The sequence below is a fragment of the Mycobacterium sp. P2_H7 genome (assembly GCF_056403275.1).
The window spans coordinates 76,235-93,550 of record NZ_JBFUFU010000007.1; the positions used below are offsets into that span (position 1 = coordinate 76,235).

Here is a 17,316-nt window from a genome sequence, read left to right on the forward strand (position 1 = left end):
TGGGTGCCTTTATCGTTTGCAACAGTTCGATCACGTGTTCTAGTCATCGAACACATGATCGACTATCTTCGAACACAAGAGCGAACGATCCGGCGAAAGGCAGACAAAATGACCATCATGGAGACCCGATTCGACTCCCAGTTCGATCACGCATTCGACCGGAAGTTCGATGACTTCGATGAAGAGTTCGAATCACGCTTCGCCGCCGGCGCCCCCGTCCACGCTCAGGTGGCCGTCCGGCGGCCGTCCGCGGCCGAGGTGTGGCCGCTGCCGCGCGATGTGGTCGTACGCCGTCGCCGCCCCCAGGTGCGCCGGCCCGCGGGTGCCCCGCTGGGTTACCGGGGCACCGGGGTGTTGATGTCGCGGGCATCGCATCGCAGGCGCCCGATCACCCCGGCCACCACTGTCGTGCTGGCGCTGATCGCCGCGGCGATCACCGTCTGGCTGGGTCTGGTCGCGAATGTGGGCGGCAGCGTCACCGAGACGTCGGTGCAGGTGCCCACCCGACTGTCGGTCGTTCAGGTCCAGGCGGGAGAGACACTGCAGCATGTGGCGCAGCGGGTGGCACCCGACGCCCCCGTCGACTCGGTGGTGGACCGGATCCGGGAACTCAACAAGCTCGACACGGCGGCAGTGGCGGCCGGCCGGACCCTCATCGCCCCGATCGGCTGAGTCGTGAGCGGCCAACGACGGCTCCGGCTCGTGCAGGTACGCTCGGAGTCGTTCGAAGTGGTCGACATACGGTGCGGCGAAGGAGCGGTGATGCACTGTCCGTTCTGCCGCCACCCCGACTCTCGGGTCGTCGATTCCCGTGAGGCCGACGAGGGCCAGGCCATCCGGCGGCGCCGCTCATGCCCGGAGTGCGGGCGACGGTTCACCACTGTGGAGACCGCCGTGCTCGCCGTGGTGAAGCGCAGCGGGGTCACCGAACCGTTCAGTCGCGAGAAGGTCATCAAAGGCGTCCGCCGAGCCTGCCAGGGCCGCCAGGTCGACGACGATGCGCTCAATCTGCTGGCGCAGCAGGTCGAGGACGCGGTCCGGGCCGCGGGCTCGCCGGAGATCCCCAGCCACGAGGTCGGGTTGGCCATCCTCGGGCCCCTGCGCGACCTCGATGAGGTGGCTTACCTCAGATTTGCATCCGTGTACCGGTCATTCAGTTCCGCAGCGGATTTCGAGCGCGAGATCGAGGCGCTGCGCGCCCATCGCCGCGTGACGAGCACCGGCTGATCCTCGCTCGGTCGAGCTCGGCCATCAGGTGGCGCTTCGCTCGTCCCCACCGATCGCATCGAGCACCGCAACCCTGGTGTCCAGCGGGCCGCTGATCGCCTTTTCGCTGATGCCAGAACGCAATAGGTCGCGCAGCAGGTCCTGGTCGTACGGTGCCGGCTGGGTCGAGTCGACGAAACGTTCCACGATCGCGACGAAGCGGTCGGGATCGTCGTGGAAGGGGAAATGCCCGGAGCCGTCGAAGATCTCCAACTCCGATCCCGGCATGGCCGAGTGCGCGAGGTGGGCATGGCTGACCGGGATGACGGAGTCCTTCCGGCCCCAAACTAGCTGAACGGGAACCGATTCCGTCAAATAACATCGATCCAGCATGGTGACCACCTGGCCGCGCCAGTCGACGACGGCGCGCAGGGTCCTGGCGAAGGCCGACGACGCCGTGGGCTCCGGCAGGTCATTGAGCACCCGCAGCACGTCGGGCAGATCGCGCCCGACGCCGGTGGAACCGAACAGCGCCCCGCCGATCCGCCCCGCGACCTGAAGGGCGGGCAGCACCAAGGGCAACCGCAACAGCGCCAGTGCCTCGCTGCCCATCGGCATCGAGGCGATCCGCAGCGCGATGTTCACATCCTTGGTGACCCCGCCGGAACCGACCAGCACCAACCGGTCGACCAGCTGCGGGAACTGGTAGGCGAACTGCATGGCGACCCCGCCGCCCAGTGAATGGCCGACCACCGTCACATGATCGATGTCCAGAACCGACAGCAGGTCACGCATCCCGTTGGCGTACGCGGCGACCGAGTAGTCCGCGCGGGGCTTGTCCGACTGGCCGTGGCCGAGCAGGTCGGGGGCGATCACGGTGAATCGCTGGGCCAGCGCGGTCTGCACGGTATGCCAGGTCGTCGAGTTGTCGCCGATGCCGTGGATGAGCAGGATCGCCGGGCCGGACCCGCAGATCCGGAACGCGCGGCGATATCCGTGGATCGTGCGGAACTGCAGAGTCGGCGTGCTCTCCCGCACGCGGCGCAGCTTGGGTTTCCGTTCGGTCATCTCCGCCAATCAGCTAGATGTGTCATCCCCGTTGTTGTCGTCAGCTTGCTGCGCCAGGAACCGCTCGAACTCTGCGCCCAATTCGTCGCCGCTGGGCAGATTCTCGTCGTGGGCCAACAACGAGCGGTTTTCCTGGGCGGCGACGAATGCATCGTACTGTTGCTCCAGTGCCGTCACCACCTGAGCGACCTCGGCACTCGCCGACACCTGCTCGTTGATCTTGGTGTGCACCTCGGCGGCGGCTTCCCCGAGTGCGGTCAGCGGAATCTGCAGGGCCGCCGAACGTGACACCTCGGCCAACAGCGTCTCCGCCGCCGGCGGGAACGGTGTCTGTGCCAGGTAGTGCGGCACGTGCACGGTGAAGCCCATCGCGTCGTGACCGTGCTGGCCCATCCGGAACTCCAGGAGGTTCGACACGCTGGCCGGCACCTGCACCTCGCCCACCCACGGCGTGTACTCCGTGATGAGGTCCTTGTTGGTCGAGTGTGCGGTGAGCGTGACGGGCCGGGTGTGCGGCACCGCCATCGGGATGGTGCCCAGCCCGATCACCTGGCGGACGCCGAGGCGCTCGGACAGCAGGCGCACCGCGGTGATGAAACGCTCCCAGCGCAGATCCGGCTCCAGGCCGGCGAGCAGCAGGAACGGTGTTCCCACGGTGTCGCGCAGCGCGTAAAGGTTCAGTTCGGGCTGCTCGTAGCCGGTGAAGTGATCGGTCTTGAAGGTCATCAGTGGTCGCCGGGACCGGTAGTCCAGCAGCTCATCGACGGCGAACGACGCCACCAACTCGATGTCCAGCGTGTCCTTCAGATGCTGGGTCGCCAGTTTGACGGCGTGACCCGCGTCCGAGAATCCCTCGAGCGCGTGGATCAACACCGGACCCCGGCCGTCTGACGAGGACAACTGGGGGGCCGGAAACTCCAGCTCGTACATGCCGGTCTGTTCGGGCTGGTAGTGCGGTTCCGGATGGTCTGGTTGATCGTCCATGCGCGTCACCTCCTCTTCACCTAGTGTCTCGCATTTTGTCGCCTGGACCGCGTGCGGCCCCCGGCTATGCGCTCCCAGCACCTTCAACAGGTTTCTCGGGCAGGATCATCTCGTGCGAATGAGGGTGAGGGTAACGGTGGTGGCGCTGGCGGGCGCGTTGCTCGCCGGCTGCGCCGCCGCACCCCAGGTTCGACGGAGTTCCGTCGTCCAGTCGGGCACTCCGGAGGCGGGGCCCGTCACGCCCGACCGGCGCATAGGCGCGCTGTTCGTCGGCGGCGGTGACCTGCACGCCTGCACGGCGGCCGTGCTGGATTCGCCGGGCGGAGACCTGATCCTCACCGCGGCGCATTGCCTGGACGGCGGCGCGGACGCGAACTTCGCGGCCGGATTCGCCGGTGCGGCAGCTGACGACGATCTGTGGCATGTCGACACCGTGTACCTGGACCCGCGGTGGAGCGCGAATCAGAACCCGCGCGCCGATTTCGCCATCGCTCGGGTCAGCAGGGCCGGCGCCGGATCGTTGGCCGCATCGGTCGGGGGTGGGCTGCGGCTGGGAAGCGAACCGGCGCCGGGCACCGATGTGGCGGTCACCGGCTATCCGATGGGCGTCGGGGGCGGCCCGATCGGCTGTCACGCCCCGACCGGCACCACCAAGGCCGGGTTCCCGTTGTTGCGCTGCGGTGGGCTGGTGGACGGCACCAGTGGCTCACCCTGGCTGGTCGGGTCCACCATCACCGGACTGACCGGTGGCCTCGACGGCGGCGGGTGTGCCGAAAACCTTTCCTATTCACCACCTTTCGACCAGGCGGCGGAAGATCTGCTGACCCGCGCGGAGGCGCAGGGCCCGGGCGATCAGACCCCGGACTCGTCGGTGGGGGACTGTTAGCGCTTGAACTGGCTCAGCGCCCGCAGCTTGTTCATCACGTCCAGCGCGGCCACCTTGTAGGCCTCGGAGAAGGTGGGGTAGTTGAACACCGCGTCCACCAGATACTCGACGGTGCCGCCGCAGCCCATCACCGCCTGGCCGATGTGCACCAGTTCGGTGGCGGCGGTGCCGAAGATGTGCACCCCGAGGATCCGCAGGTCCTCGGTCGACACCAACAGTTTGAGCATTCCGTAGGAGTCGCCGGCGATCTGCCCGCGGGCCAGTTCGCGGTAGCGGGAGACACCGACCTCGTAGGGGATCGAGTCCTTGGTCAGATCCACCTCGGTCGCGCCCACATAGGACACCTCGGGGATGGAGTAGATGCCGATCGGCTGCAGATCCATCATCCCCTTGGTGGGCTCGCCGAACGCGTGACACGCGGCGAGGCGGCCCTGCTCCATCGAGGTCGCGGCCAGGGCTGGGAAGCCGATCACGTCACCGACGGCGTAGATGTGGTCGACCTTCGTCGCGAAGTTGTCGTCGACGAAGATGCGGCCGCGGGCGTCGGCCTCCAGGCCGGCGTTGACCAGGTCCAGATGGTCGGTCTGACCCTGGCGCCCCGCCGAATACATCACGGTCTCGGCCGGGATCTGCTTGCCGCTGGCCAATGTGGTGACGGTGCCCGCGGAGCCGACGTCGACCGCCGTGACCTCCTCACCGAACCGGAAGGTGACCGCCAGGTCGCGCAGGTGGAACCGGAGCGCCTCGACGATCTCGGGATCACAGAACTCCAGCATCGTGTCGCGCTTCTCCACGACGGTCACCTTGGTGCCCAGCGCGGCGAACATCGAGGCGTACTCGATGCCGATCACGCCCGCGCCGACCACCACCATCGAGGTCGGGATGGATTTGAGGTCCAGGATGCCGTCGGAGTCCAGCACCCGGTTCTCGTCGAACTCGACGCCGGCGGGGCGGGCGGGCTTGGTGCCGGTCGCGATGACGATGTTCGCGCCGCGGACGGTGATCCGCTCGGCGCGGCCCGGATCGTCGATCAGGACGGTGTGCTCGTCGACGAACCGGCCGAGCCCGACGTAGAGCTCGACACGGTTACGCATCAGCTGTGAGCGCACCACGTCGATCTCCTTGCTGATCACGTGCTGGGTGCGCGCCAGCAGATCGGCCGGGGTGATCTTGTCCTTGACCCGGTAGCTGGCGCCGTACAGCTCGCGCTGACTCATCCCGGTGAGGTAGACGACGGCCTCGCGCAACGTCTTCGACGGGATGGTGCCCGTGTTGACGCAGACTCCGCCGAGCATCATGCCGCGCTCGATGACTGCGACCGACTTGCCGAGTTTGGCCGCGGCGATGGCCGCGCGCTGACCACCCGGGCCGGACCCGATGACGACGAGGTCGTACTCCTGCATGGAACCCATGTGTGCAGTCCTACGCCCGTTCCGGTCATCTCGCACGCCGACGCCGTCTAATTGCGGGTGAACAACAGTCGATCAATCCACAGTTGCCGATTCATCCACAGTTGGCGCCACCACGCCCCGTTTCGCGCTCTGGGTGACGGTGCCGCCTGTGACGGTCTTGATATGACCTCACAACCTCGTCTCACCGATCTCGACCGTCCGGCCGCCCTGATCGCTGCGCTGCCCGCGGTACTCGGCTTCGTCCCCGTCCAGTCGCTGGTCCTCATCACCATCGATCGTGGTGACATGGGTCCCGTGCTGCGGGTGGATCTGAGCACCGCACTCACGTCGGGCACCGAGCATTTCGCGTCGGTGGTGGCGTCGTCGAGCCCGGACTCGGCGATCGCCGTGATCGTCGACGAGGAGGCGGCTGAGCATTTCGAACTCGCCGACGAGCTGGCCATGTCGCTGGACGACTACGGGATCGTCCTGCTGGCCGCGCTGGTGGTGGACCGGCTGGCTCCGGGCGGCCGGTGGTTCTGCGTCGACGGGTGCGGCGCAGGCGGGGTGATCGACGATCCCGAAGCCTCGCCGATGGCCGCGGCCGCGGTGCTCGACGGGCGCAGGCTCTACGGCAGGCGCGAGGAGTTGCAGCAGGTCGTCGGCGTCGTCGACGCGGAACGTGGCGCCCGTCTGCGGGAGGCGATAAACCGTTGCGCCCCAACCGGTGACAAGGATGCGGCCGCGGCGGGGGTGCGGCTGGCCCTGCAGATGGCCGCGCAGGTGCGCGACGATACGGAACTCGACGACGCGGACGTCGCCACGCTGGCGCGCGCGCTCACCGATCCGCTGGTCCGGGACACGCTCTACGCGCTGGCGGTCGGGGAGCGGGCCGGCGAAGCCGAATCGTTGTGGACGCGGCTGGCGCGAATCCTGCCGGAGCCCTGGCGGGCCGAGGCGCTGGTGCTGGTGGCCTTCTCGGCCTACGCGCGTGGTGACGGTCCGCTGGCCGGGATCTCGTTGGAGGCGGCGCTGAAGTGTCAGTCCACGCACCGGATGGCGGGCATGCTCGACCAGGCTCTGCAGGCGGGGATGCATCCCCGGCAGATCCGCGAGCTCGCACTCACCGGCTACCGGACGGCTGCGCAGCTCGGTGTGCGGCTGCCCGCCCGGCTGGCGTTCGGGCAGCGCGGCCGCTAGGCCTTCTCGACCTTGACGGCGTGGGCCATGTGGTGCGGCAGCTCGACTTCCTGATGCCCGGGAATCAGGATCAGTACGCCGCCCTGCCCGCCCGGCTCGTCGCTCACCTGCACGGTGACCCTGGCGTTGGGCACCACGCCGGCATCCTTGAGCTTGCTGATCAGCTCGACGTCGCCCTGGACGTGTTCGGTGAGTTGGCGCACGACCACCGCGACCGGGGATCCAGCCGGTAGTTCGGTGAGCCGCACCAGGTTTGCGTCTTCGCGTCCGGCGCCGTCGCCGTAGCCCAGCTCGGACAGCCCGGGGATGGGGTTGCCGAACGGGGAGGTGGTGGGGTTCTTGAGGACCTGAAGGAGGCGACGCTCGACGTCCTCGCTCATGACGTGTTCCCAGCGGCAGGCCTCGGCGTGCACTTCTTCCCAGGGCAGCCCGATGACGTCGACGAGCAGACGTTCGGCGAGGCGGTGCTTGCGCATCACCGAGACGGCCAGGTAGCGGCCCTTCTCGGTGAGTTCGAGATGGCGGTCACCCGCGACATGCAGCAGCCCGTCGCGTTCCATCCTGGAGACGGTCTGGCTGACGGTCGGCCCGCTCTGCTCGAGACGTTCGGCGATCCGGGCACGCAAGGGCACCACGCCCTCTTCCTCGAGGTCGTAGATGGTCCGCAGGTACATCTCGGTGGTGTCGATCAGATCATTCATGCGCTACCTTCCAGGCCCTCCGTCAACCGCCGAGTCTACCGGTCTGACCGTCTGAACAGGGGTGCAACATCCCCCACCCGACAGTGTGATGCCCGCCGCGCGAACGCGACGGGCATCACCGGGGAAAGGTCCTGGCAGGCTCGCCTAGCTGGCGTAGGACCGCAGTCGTTCGGCGCGCTCGCCGTTGCGCAGCTTGGCCATGACCTCACGCTCGATCTGGCGGACCCGCTCGCGGGACAGCCCGAACAGCTTGCCGATCTGGTCGAGGGTGCGCGGCTGGCCGTCGTCGAGGCCGAAGCGCAGCCGGATGACCTGCTGCTCACGCTCGTCCAGGGTGGCCAGCACGTACCGGATGTCGGTGTGCAGCAGCTCGGAGATGACTGCGTTCTCCGCCGACATCGCCTCGGAGTCCTCGATGAAGTCGCCCAGCGGGGCCTCCTCATCGGTACCGACCGGCATGTCCAGGCTCACCGGGTCGCGGCTGTGCTCGAGGAGGTCGTTGATCTTCTCCACCGGGATGCCGGACTCCTCGGCGAGTTCCTCGTCGGTGGCTTCGCGGCCGAGGTTCTGGTGCATCTCGCGCTTGATCCGGGCCAGCTTGTTGACCTGCTCGACGAGGTGGACGGGGAGCCGGATGGTGCGGCTCTGGTCGGCCATGCCGCGGGTGATGGCCTGCCGGATCCACCACGTCGCGTAGGTGGAGAACTTGAATCCCTTTGTGTAGTCGAACTTCTCCATCGCGCGGATCAGTCCGAGGTTGCCCTCCTGGATCAGATCCAGCAGCGGCATGCCGCGTCCGGTGTAGCGCTTGGCCAGCGACACCACGAGGCGCAGGTTGGCCTCAAGCAGGTGCCGGCGGGCGGCGTCACCGTCGCGCACGACGGCGGCAAGGTCCTTCTTGCGGGCTTCCCCGAGACGCTTGCGCGTATCCAGCACGTGCTGGGCGTACAGGCCCGCTTCGATGCGCTTGGCCAACTCGACTTCGTCTGCTGCGGTCAACAGCGCGGTCTTACCGATGCCGTTGAGATACACACGGACTAGATCGGCGGCTGGGCTCTGAGCGTCCAGATCGCTGTCGACACGGCTTATGCTGGCGATCGCCATTTACGCCCTCCTGATCGGCTGGAACTTTCACTGCGTTCAACGTCCGTACAGGGCTCAGAGTTCCCGCTCGCTCCCGATGTCACACCTATTGACCTGCGGTTTTTTCGCGACGACCTGAGAATGTCCTGAGAAGTGCACAAGAAGCACGCTCAGGTGGGAACTACCTCGTCAGGAAGGGTCGGTTTCCGGGTCCCGGTCGGTGCGCGGCGCGTGGTGCAGCGCGGGGCGCTCGGCGGTGGGGAACAGGGGAGTGCGGTGCGGGCCGGCGGACTCGTACCGGCGCGGTTCGGTCGCCTTGCGCGGCGGGCGGTCATTGGCGATCAGCACGGCCATCCACGGCAGCGGAACGGACAGCAGGATGATGCCCAGGGAGATGAGACCGTTGTGCCAGACCCCGTACGCGACGGCCGCCAGCACCAGGGCCGGGATGCGAAACGCCATCAAGGTGAAGTACTTGCGCATCCTGGCGCGGTGCTGCTCTTCATAGGGCAGGGCGGCGCGGGTGATCAGGATCGGTCGACCGTCGTCGTCGAAACTCAGCTCCGGGCCTTGTTTCATAAGTTCCACTGTCCCACATCTTTGGAGTGCTGCACGGGCCGGGCACAATGAGTGGATGCAGACGCAGACGATCGAACGCCCGGACACCGATGAACAGGTCGACGACGGCACCGATGACGATGCCCCCAAGGTCTTTCACTACGTCAAGAAGGAAAAAATCACCGAAAGTGCCGTGATGGGCACGCATGTCGTGGCTCTGTGCGGCGAGGTCTTCCCGGTGACCAAGGCGGCCAAGCCGGGCTCGCCGGTGTGCGCGGACTGCAAGCGGATCTACGAGCAGCTCAAGAAGTAGGACGTCCCGTGCCGTTGCGGGTATCGGAGCGCTCCTCGATCCACTCCCGCAGGCGGCGCGCATGGGTGTCCGGGGCCGGCCACTCCTCCTGGACCGCCGCGTTCAGTTCGGCGCCGATCATGATCGCGAAGCCGAGCAGGAATGCGAACAACAGGAACGCGATCGGCGTGGCCAGCGCCCCGTAGGTGTAGCCGGTCGCGGTGATCCAGGTCAGATAGATGCGCAGGCCCACCGTCGCGATGAGGAACACCGCCGTCGCCAGCACCGCGCCAACCACCAGCCGGTGCGTCGGCAGCGGCGAGGGCAGTGACACCCGGTACAGCACGGTCACCGCGACCACGAGCACCACCACCAGCACCGGGTAGTACCCGTACTGCAGCACGTTGTCCCAGCTCTCCGGGATGGACTGCGAGATCTTGCGTGGGCCCAGCGCCACGAACGGCGCGGTCAGCACGGCGCACATCAGCATCACCACGTACAGCCCGAGGGCGAAGAAGCGCTGCCGCACGGGATGACGCAGTTCGGTCTGATCGTGCGCCTCGACCACCGAGTCGACGAACGCGGAGATCGCCGACGACCCGGCCCACAACGAGATGACGAAGCCCAACGAGACCACCTCGCCGCGGGCTCCACGCACGATGTCGTAGATGGTCGGCGCGATGATCTCGTTGACGACGTTCTGGGAGAAGAACCGGCCCGAGGTGCTGATCAGCTGCGCCTCGATGGTCGGCAGGGTGTCCGGCCCGAACAGTGGTGCCAGGTAAGCCAGGCTGCCCAGCATGCCGAGCAACAGCGGCGGTAGGGACAACGCACACCAGAAAGCCGCTTGAGCCGCCTCGGAGAAGATCGAGTCGTCCCATGCTTTCGAAAGGGTGCGCCGGGTGATCGGCCAGATGTGGTGACGCGTCGGTCTTGCGGGGGGCTGGTCGCTCATGACCAGTCCAGCATTCCCTACGCGTCGACCGGCTTGACCTCCAGCACCGCCGCCTGCTCGATCAACTTCGCTTCGTGCTCATTGGCGTGATGCTGGCAGAACAGAAGCTCGGCGCCCGACGGAAGCGTTGCGCGTACTTGCGCAGCGGCACCGCAGCGGTCGCAGCGATCGGCCCGGGTCAGCTCCGGACTGGTCAGGATTGCGTTGGCGTTCACGGCATGTCCTCCGTTCTGCTTGTTGCGTGGTTCTACTGTGTCAGACGTATGAGGTTCCGGCCTTGTTCCCTTGGGGTTTACCGGTGTGTCGTGTCTCACTGGCGACTCGCGTTGCAGGGCAGGCAGGCTGAGCGCATGATTTGCGACCCTGAACTGTTCGTCCACCTGTGTGCGGAAGACGACTGGAGTGCTGCGCAGCGGGCCGGGGAGCACCGCCCGGCCTCGCTGGCCGAGGTCGGCTTCATCCACCTTTCGGCCCCTGAGCAGGTCCATCTGCCCGCCAACCGGTTGTACGCCGGGCGAACCGATCTGGTGTTGCTGGGCATCGAGCCCGCCGCACTGACCGATCCGGTGCGCTGGGAACCAGGGGTGCCGACCGATCCGGAGTCGATGCGCTTCCCACACCTGTACGGCCCGTTGCCCGCCGCTGCTGTGACGAGCGTCACCCGCTACCTGCCCGACGGTGAGGGGCGATTTGCTGAGTGGTCGCCACGATGACTCCCGTCGCGGTGGTGACCGGGGCGAGCCGGGGCGCCGGCCGCGGGATCGCGGCGGCGCTGAGCGCGCAGGGGTGGCGGGTGTATGCGACGGGCCGGACGATCACCGAGCCCCCACCCGGCGGTGTCGCCGTGCCTGTGGATCACGCCGATGACGACGCGGTAGCCGCGCTGTTCGAACGGGTGGGCGCCGACGAGGGTGGGCTGGATCTGCTCGTCAACAACGCCGCCGTCGTGCACGAGCAGCTGACCGACCCGAAACCGTTCTGGGAGAAGTCGATCGGGTTGGGTGACGTACTCGACGTGGGCCTGCGCTCGGCGTACGTCGCGTCCTGGCACGCCGCACCCCTGCTGGTGCGGCGGCCCCGCGGGCTGATCGCGTTCACCTCATCGCCCGGATCCGTCTGTTACATGCACGGCCCCGCCTACGGCGCTCAGAAGGCCGGGATCGACAAGATGGCCGCCGATATGGCCGTGGATTTCCGCGACACCACGGTCGCGTGCATCTCGATCTGGATGGGCATTCTGCTGACCGAGCGGTTGCGGGCCGCGTTCGCCGGTCACCCCGACGCGCTGGCGCAGACCGCCGCGCACGCCGAGACCCCGGAGTTCACCGGCCACCTGATCGACGCGCTGTACCGCGACCCGGAACTGTCGGCCCTCAGTGGGCAGACCGTGATCGGCGCCGAGTTGGCCCAGCGGTACGGCATCACCGACGAAGGCGGCAGAAAGCCACCGTCGCACCGCGAAATGCTCGGCGCGCCAAGGGAACCAAGTACCGTCGTGTTACGTTGATGCGCCATTTTGTAAACTGACCGACCATGGCCATACTGTCCGGTTTCGCGCCGTGGATCGTGTACTGGGTTCTGATCGGGAACGTCCCCATCGGGATCGCCGTCGTGGTCGCCCTCCTTGTCGCTGTCGCCGTGACGATCATCAGCCGGGTCGGCGGGACTGCGGTACGGCTGTTGGAGAGCGGTGCGGTGGTGGCCTTCGCGGTGCTGACGCTGCTGACGTTCACCGGGAGCCGGGAGTTCCTCGACCGTTGGCTGCTCGTGCTGAGCTTCGCGAGCGCCCTCATCGTGGTCCTGGCCGGTGTCGCCGCGGGCAAACCGTTCGTGCGTGAGTTCGCCGCCGCCGATCACGCGCCCGACGTGATCAAGAGCGATCTGTTCGGCCCGGTCACCGCGACCGTCACCTGGATCTGGGTCGGTGCGTTCGCCGTGATGACGGTGTCGGCGGCCATCCCGGCCGCCTTCGACGCCGGTTCGGCACTGGCCTACATCGGGTACTGGCTGGTGCCCGCGTTCGCCCTCGGCACCGCCGCGCTCGCGTCACGCGTGCTCACCGAGCACATGGTCGCCGAGGCCACCAGCCCGCACACTGTGCGGCGGACAACGTTCGTGGCCTTCAAGGAACTGGAGATCGATCAGCTGTACTACCTGGCGCGGGAGAAGGCCGATCGCGAAGCCGGCGCCGACATGGAGGCGTACGACGTCAAGATCGGCAGCCTCGGAGTGCCGCTGACCGGCGACGAATCCCGCGAGTCGTGGCCCGCGTCCTACAAGCTGCGGCCCCGCAGGCACTGACTGTCCGCTTTTCTGTCAGTTCCCTGTGAGCGTTGCTCGCGGACTATCCGCCGTCGTAACCCATCTCTGATAATTTGCCAGTCACAACCGCAGATTTGGGTCCTCCTCCCAAGTCGTTACGGCTTGAAGAGGATCCGATGTCGCGTCGAGCACGGCACCAGTCCCGCACCGGACGTCGCCTTGAGCCGTTTGCCTGGCTGGGCGCCGGTGCTGTCACGTTGGGGATGGGTGCGGCCCTGGCCGGTGGTCCGGCGGTCGCCTATGCCGATGACACCACTTCGTCGACCACGTCCACCACGGCCGGCTCCGAGGCCACGTCGGAGACCAAGCCCGAAGCGACGGAGCCGACCAAACCCGCCCACGTAGAGCATCTGCCGAAACCGGCGGTACCGAAGAAACCGCACCGCTCGGCCCCACCGAAGGCCGTGGCGCCGAAGGCGAAGGCCGCGGAAGCGCCCGCGAACGACGGCGACAAGCAGTCCGCCCCGCGCGCTCGCGCCACCAAAGCCTCCACTAGGCCCGCCACCGAGTCCGCTGCAGCGGCGCCCGCACGGCCGGTACCGTCCGCCGCTGCGGCGGACGTGGCCCTGGCGCCGGTGAAGCCGGTGGCCCCGAAGGTCGTCACCGGTGCCACGCGGACGTTCGGCGCCGTGGTGCGTGCCCTGATTTCGCCGTGGACGGCCAGCGGCACCGGCAACGGAGCGCCCGTGGAGTCGCCCGCGGTGTGGGTGCTCGCCGCGGTGGCGCGCCGCGAGACCGTCAGCACGCTGGCCGTCAGTGCCTTGTCGGCCGAGACCACCAACGCCGCACCGGTGTTCAGGACGCCGACGGTGGGTAAGCCCAACGCCGGCACCGGGGCGGTCACCGGGAAGGTAGCCGCGACCGACGCCGACAACGACGCGGTGACCTATGCGGCGGGGCAGAGTGCCGGCGGCAGCGCGGTGGTGCTCGACGCGACCACCGGAACCTTCACCTACACCCCGACCGCGCAGGCCCGGCACGCCGCCGCAGCAGTCGGGGCGACGGCGGCCACCACGGACACGTTCCTCGTCACGGCCTCGGATGGCAACGGCGGCAACACATCTCAGACGGTGACCGTGAAGGTCGCCCCGTTCAACAGCGCGCCGGTACTGGCGGCCAGTCAGGTGGCAGGCAGCGTCACCGCCACCGATGCCGACGGCGATGCCCTGAGTTACAGCGCGACGCCCGCGAAGGGCACCATCGCCTTCACCTCGGCCGGCGCGTTCACCTACACGCCGAGCGCGGCCGCCCAGCATGCCGCGGCGGCCACCGGGGCATCGTCCTCGGTGAAGACCGATACCTTCACCGTCACCGTGTCCGACGGGTACGGGGGTGCGGTGGCCACCAAGGTGACGATGACGATCGCCCCGGCCGACACCGCACCCGTATTCGGCGCCGGGTCGACGGTGAGCGGTCCCAACGTCTCCACCGGGGTGGTCACCGGCAAGGTCACCGCCACCGACGTCGACAACGACAAACTCACCTACAGTGCCACCGCCGCAAAGGGCACCGTCAGCATCAACACCAGCACCGGGGCGTTCACCTACACCCCGTCGGCCGCGGCCCGCCACGCTGCCGCCTCCGGCACCGCCGTCGACGACGACAGGTCCGACACGGTCACCGTCACGGTCTCCGACGGCCATGGCGGCACCGCGTCCACCGCCGTCGAGGTGACCGTCGCCCCCAAGGACGGCGCGCCGAAAGTCTCTGCCACCGTTGGCAAACCGAACTCGACGACGGGCGTGGTGGCGGGCGCGATCACTGCTACCGACGCCGACAAGGATGTCCTCGCCTACAGCGTGACGACCACCACCGCGAAGGGGACGCTGACCTTCGACGCGAGCACCGGTGCCTACACCTACACACCGACCGTCGACGCCCGGCTGGCCGCGGCCGCCAGGGGTGCCCCCACCGCCGACAAGAGCGACACCTTCAGCATCGCCGTCGACGACGGGCACGGCGGCATCACCACCAAGATCGTCACCCTCTCGGTGTCGCCGCTGGGGGACAAGCCGGTTTCGGGAACCCCGACCGTGAACGCCGCAGATGCTGCCGGAACCGTCACCGGCGCAGTGCAATTCACCGAGCCGTACCCGCAGTTGCCACTCACCTACACGGTCAGCACGGCCACCACCAAGGGCACGCTCACCCTCGACGCGGCCTCCGGCCAGTTCACCTACACCCCGACCGCGGCGGCGCGCCKGGCCGCGGGCGTCTCGATCAAACCGATCACGGACACGTTCGTCGTCACCGCGACCAACTCGATCACCTCCACCAGCGAGACCGTCACCGTGACGGTGGCGCCGGCCGTGCTCGCGGTCACCGGTTCGGTCGACTCCGGCAGCGCCCCACTGGCATTGACCGGTGCGGTCAGCCCCGACGGTCAGACCGTGTACGTCACCGACTCCGGCGCGGGCACCGTCTCGGCGGTCACCGGCGCGGCGACCACGACGATCGCCGTCGGCGGTGCCCCGGGTGCCGTGGTGATGAACGCGAGTGGCGCCACGGTGTACGTGGCCGACAGTGCGGGCAACGTGGTGTCGGTCATCGACACCACGAGCAACACGGTCACCGGAACCATTACTGTCGGAAGCAATCCTGCGGCACTGCTGGTCAGCTCCGACGGCACCAGGCTCTACGTCGCCAACGCGGGCTCGAACACGGTGTCGGTGGTGGACACCGCCACCGGCCTGGTGACCAAGACCATCAAGGTGGGTAGTGCGCCGTCGGCGCTGGCGTTCAAACTCGACGGCAGCAGGCTGTTCGTCGCGAACGCGGGTTCGAACACGGTGAGCATCATCAACCCGTCGACCCGGGCCGTCACGAAGACCATCAAGGTGGGCGGCACGCCCGTCGGGTTGGCGTTCAGTCCGGACGGCAGCGCCCTGTACGTCAGCGATGCCGGCAGTGGTTCCTTGTCGGTGATCTCGATGGCCGACAACAGTGTGATCACCACCAAGCTGGGGGTGACGGTCGACGCGCTCGTGGCCGGCCCCGGCCCCACTCTGTACGTCTCCGACGGCGCCGACGCGGTGTCGGTGGTGACGGTCACCAGCGGTGTCGACACGCCCGTCGCGGGCGACGTGACCGTCGGTCTGCCCGATGAGACGACGGGCGTGGTCACCGGATCGCTCACCTATACCGATCCTTCCGGAAAAGCCTTGACGTACAAGGTGATCACCGCACCCGACGACGGCACTGTGACGGTCACGTCGAAGGGTACGTTCACCTACACCCCGGGTATCGCCGCCCGCCTGGCCGCCGGGTATACCGATACCACCGACACCTTCACCGTCGTCGCCACCAACGGCCTCGCGGCGACGCCACAGACGGTGACGGTGCCGGTCTCGGGTGAGGTCAACGTCTCTGTCGCGCTGAAGATGGTCTACGGCACCGAGCCGGTGGTCTACGTCTCCATCAACGGCGGGAAGCGGGTGCCGGTGCTGGTCGACACCGGTTCCGAAGGTCTGGTCATCACGTCCAAATACGTGGGCACACAACAGGATCTGGGTACATCGACGGGTTCGGGTGCCAGTGGCTATTCCGGCGGGTTGAGCTACACCTTCGACACCTACACGACCACAGTCGATTTCGGTAACGGCGTCGTCTCGGGGCCCACGTCGGTCGACATCGTCAGTGCCGCCTCGCAGTCGGCGTTCGCCTCGTTCGCGTCACGCAACGGGGTGGTCGGGATTCTCGGCATCGGGCCGAATTCCTATGGGCCGGGGCCCAGTTCGGTGATCACCGCACTGCCCGGTTATCTGAACTACGGGGTGCTGATCGACGAGCAGCACGGTCTGCTGGAATTCGGGCCCAACCCGCTGACTGCCGTGACGACGATCGCGGGGGCGCCCTGGACCACCCTGCAGGTGCAGGTCGGCAACGGCGCCCGCACGACGGTCACCGCCGCGATCGACTCCGGTGGTGTCTACGGGACCATTCCGTCGTCGTTGGTGGGGGGTGCGTCCAGTGTGCCGGCCGGCACGGTGATCCGGGTCTACACGGGTGACGGGCTGACGTTGCTCTACGCCTACAAGACGTCCTACACCAACCGGCCGACGGTCACGTCGGACGACTACATGAACACCGGATACGTGCCCTTCGCCCTGGGACCGATCTACATCTCTGCCATCGGTCCGGTCGGTCAGACGGTTTTCGACTTCTGACTCACGAGTCCTTGAGCAACAGGTCCCGGGTGATCTCCATGTGCCCGACGTGTTGGGCGATGTCGCGGAGTATGTGCAGCAGCGTCCATTCGGGCGTCGCGGTGCCCAGCACGGATGCCCGGGTGGTCCCCCCGCGCACCCCGTCGGCGAGATCGCGATCGCGGATGCCTTCGGTGAGCCCCACCTGCACCCACGCGGGGAGTCGCTGCTGCAGCGTGGTCAGGCGGGCCAGTAGCTCCTCGACCGGCCCGGCAGCGGTGAACTCGGCGTCACGGTCACGCGGAATCCGCTGCCCCGCAATGAAAGAACCCGCCCAATAGTCCACCACCCCGATGCAGTGGTTCACCACCGCGTAGCAACTGTTCGCTCCCGGGAGATCTGGCCGGCGGTTGGCGAGGTCATCGCCGAGCACCGTGAGGATGTCGGCCATCGCGGTGAAGCATTCGGACGAGATCGTCAGCAGCGCCTCGCCAAGGGGCTGCTGACGATCGACGCTCGTCACGA

General features: G+C 67.6%; 18 protein-coding genes. 9 read left to right on the forward strand and 9 right to left on the reverse strand.

Translation table 11 applies throughout. From position 1 onward, the window contains the following. Positions 1 to 108: 108 nt before the first annotated feature. Both AC1DY7_RS10330 and nrdR read left to right on the forward strand, forming a co-directional pair. Positions 109 to 672, forward strand: coding sequence for a LysM peptidoglycan-binding domain-containing protein (locus AC1DY7_RS10330; protein ID WP_477493587.1), 564 nt, complete (start codon positions 109 to 111; stop codon positions 670 to 672). 90 nt (positions 673 to 762) lie between these two features. Continuing rightward, positions 763 to 1,227 (forward strand): transcriptional regulator NrdR, encoded by a 465-nt coding sequence (gene nrdR, locus AC1DY7_RS10335; RefSeq protein ID WP_477493588.1) that lies wholly within the window; start codon positions 763 to 765, stop codon positions 1,225 to 1,227. Positions 1,228 to 1,251: 24 nt separating this feature from the next. Here nrdR and AC1DY7_RS10340 read toward each other — a convergent pair whose 3' ends face one another. Both AC1DY7_RS10340 and AC1DY7_RS10345 read right to left on the reverse strand, forming a co-directional pair. Then, a complete protein-coding gene (locus AC1DY7_RS10340; RefSeq protein WP_477493589.1) occupies positions 1,252 to 2,274 on the reverse strand; it encodes an alpha/beta fold hydrolase in 1,023 nt (340 codons plus the stop codon). A 9-nt stretch (positions 2,275 to 2,283) separates the two neighbouring features. After that, positions 2,284 to 3,258 carry a proteasome assembly chaperone family protein gene (locus AC1DY7_RS10345; protein WP_477493590.1) on the reverse strand — a complete coding sequence of 325 codons (975 nt, stop codon included), beginning with the start codon at positions 3,256 to 3,258 and terminating at the stop codon, positions 2,284 to 2,286. 118 nt (positions 3,259 to 3,376) lie between these two features. Between AC1DY7_RS10345 and AC1DY7_RS10350 the strand changes: the two genes are divergently transcribed. After that, entirely contained in the window at positions 3,377 to 4,144 is a 768-nt protein-coding gene (locus tag AC1DY7_RS10350) for a trypsin-like serine peptidase (protein ID WP_477493591.1), read from the forward strand. Here the strand turns inward: AC1DY7_RS10350 and sthA are convergent. Further along, positions 4,141 to 5,547, reverse strand: coding sequence for a Si-specific NAD(P)(+) transhydrogenase (gene sthA, locus AC1DY7_RS10355; RefSeq protein ID WP_477493804.1), 1,407 nt, complete (start codon positions 5,545 to 5,547; stop codon positions 4,141 to 4,143). The genes AC1DY7_RS10350 and sthA overlap by 4 nt on opposite strands. A 171-nt stretch (positions 5,548 to 5,718) precedes the next feature. Between sthA and AC1DY7_RS10360 the strand changes: the two genes are divergently transcribed. Then, complete coding sequence (locus AC1DY7_RS10360; protein WP_477493592.1) at positions 5,719 to 6,735, forward strand: DUF4192 domain-containing protein; 1,017 nt, start codon at positions 5,719 to 5,721, stop codon at positions 6,733 to 6,735. Here the strand turns inward: AC1DY7_RS10360 and AC1DY7_RS10365 are convergent. From AC1DY7_RS10365 to AC1DY7_RS10375, 3 genes are all read right to left on the reverse strand, one after another. Further along, on the reverse strand, positions 6,732 to 7,436 hold the full coding sequence (locus AC1DY7_RS10365) for an iron-dependent transcriptional repressor DtxR (protein ID WP_477493593.1): 705 nt from the start codon (positions 7,434 to 7,436) through the stop codon (positions 6,732 to 6,734). The genes AC1DY7_RS10360 and AC1DY7_RS10365 overlap by 4 nt on opposite strands. A 144-nt stretch (positions 7,437 to 7,580) precedes the next feature. Then, the gene (locus tag AC1DY7_RS10370) at positions 7,581 to 8,540 is read right to left on the reverse strand and encodes a sigma-70 family RNA polymerase sigma factor (protein WP_477493594.1); all 960 of its coding nucleotides are present in this window, start codon (positions 8,538 to 8,540) and stop codon (positions 7,581 to 7,583) included. A gap of 168 nt (positions 8,541 to 8,708) precedes the next feature. Beyond that, positions 8,709 to 9,098, reverse strand: coding sequence for a DUF3099 domain-containing protein (locus AC1DY7_RS10375; protein ID WP_477493595.1), 390 nt, complete (start codon positions 9,096 to 9,098; stop codon positions 8,709 to 8,711). A 55-nt stretch (positions 9,099 to 9,153) separates the two neighbouring features. Here AC1DY7_RS10375 and AC1DY7_RS10380 point away from each other — a divergent pair, with 55 nt between their 5' ends. After that, positions 9,154 to 9,390: a DUF3039 domain-containing protein gene (locus tag AC1DY7_RS10380; RefSeq protein ID WP_477493596.1), complete on the forward strand. Its 237-nt coding sequence runs from the start codon at positions 9,154 to 9,156 to the stop codon at positions 9,388 to 9,390. Here the strand turns inward: AC1DY7_RS10380 and AC1DY7_RS10385 are convergent. Next, entirely contained in the window at positions 9,380 to 10,324 is a 945-nt protein-coding gene (locus AC1DY7_RS10385) for a YihY/virulence factor BrkB family protein (RefSeq protein WP_477493597.1), read from the reverse strand. The two genes, AC1DY7_RS10380 and AC1DY7_RS10385, sit on opposite strands and share 11 nt — an antisense overlap. Before the next feature lie 17 nt (positions 10,325 to 10,341). After that, positions 10,342 to 10,539 carry a DUF7455 domain-containing protein gene (locus tag AC1DY7_RS10390; protein WP_477493598.1) on the reverse strand — a complete coding sequence of 66 codons (198 nt, stop codon included), beginning with the start codon at positions 10,537 to 10,539 and terminating at the stop codon, positions 10,342 to 10,344. Between the two features lie 135 nt (positions 10,540 to 10,674). Between AC1DY7_RS10390 and AC1DY7_RS10395 the strand changes: the two genes are divergently transcribed. The 4 genes from AC1DY7_RS10395 to AC1DY7_RS10410 all read left to right on the forward strand — a co-directional run bounded on the left by AC1DY7_RS10395 (position 10,675) and on the right by AC1DY7_RS10410 (position 16,812). Beyond that, positions 10,675 to 11,037: a DUF952 domain-containing protein gene (locus AC1DY7_RS10395; protein ID WP_477493599.1), complete on the forward strand. Its 363-nt coding sequence runs from the start codon at positions 10,675 to 10,677 to the stop codon at positions 11,035 to 11,037. Further along, complete coding sequence (locus tag AC1DY7_RS10400) at positions 11,034 to 11,831, forward strand: SDR family NAD(P)-dependent oxidoreductase (protein ID WP_477493600.1); 798 nt, start codon at positions 11,034 to 11,036, stop codon at positions 11,829 to 11,831. Before AC1DY7_RS10395 ends, AC1DY7_RS10400 begins: the two co-directional genes overlap by 4 nt. 26 nt (positions 11,832 to 11,857) lie before the next feature. Continuing rightward, positions 11,858 to 12,625, forward strand: a complete 768-nt coding sequence (locus AC1DY7_RS10405) for a hypothetical protein (protein ID WP_477493601.1) — start codon at positions 11,858 to 11,860, stop codon at positions 12,623 to 12,625. 137 nt (positions 12,626 to 12,762) lie between these two features. Next, positions 12,763 to 16,812 carry a PecA family PE domain-processing aspartic protease gene (locus AC1DY7_RS10410; protein WP_477493602.1) on the forward strand — a complete coding sequence of 1,350 codons (4,050 nt, stop codon included), beginning with the start codon at positions 12,763 to 12,765 and terminating at the stop codon, positions 16,810 to 16,812. 1 nt (position 16,813) lies between these two features. Here AC1DY7_RS10410 and AC1DY7_RS10415 read toward each other — a convergent pair whose 3' ends face one another. Then, a complete protein-coding gene (locus AC1DY7_RS10415; protein ID WP_477493603.1) occupies positions 16,814 to 17,314 on the reverse strand; it encodes a mycothiol transferase in 501 nt (166 codons plus the stop codon). Between the last annotated feature and the right edge of the window lie 2 nt (positions 17,315 to 17,316).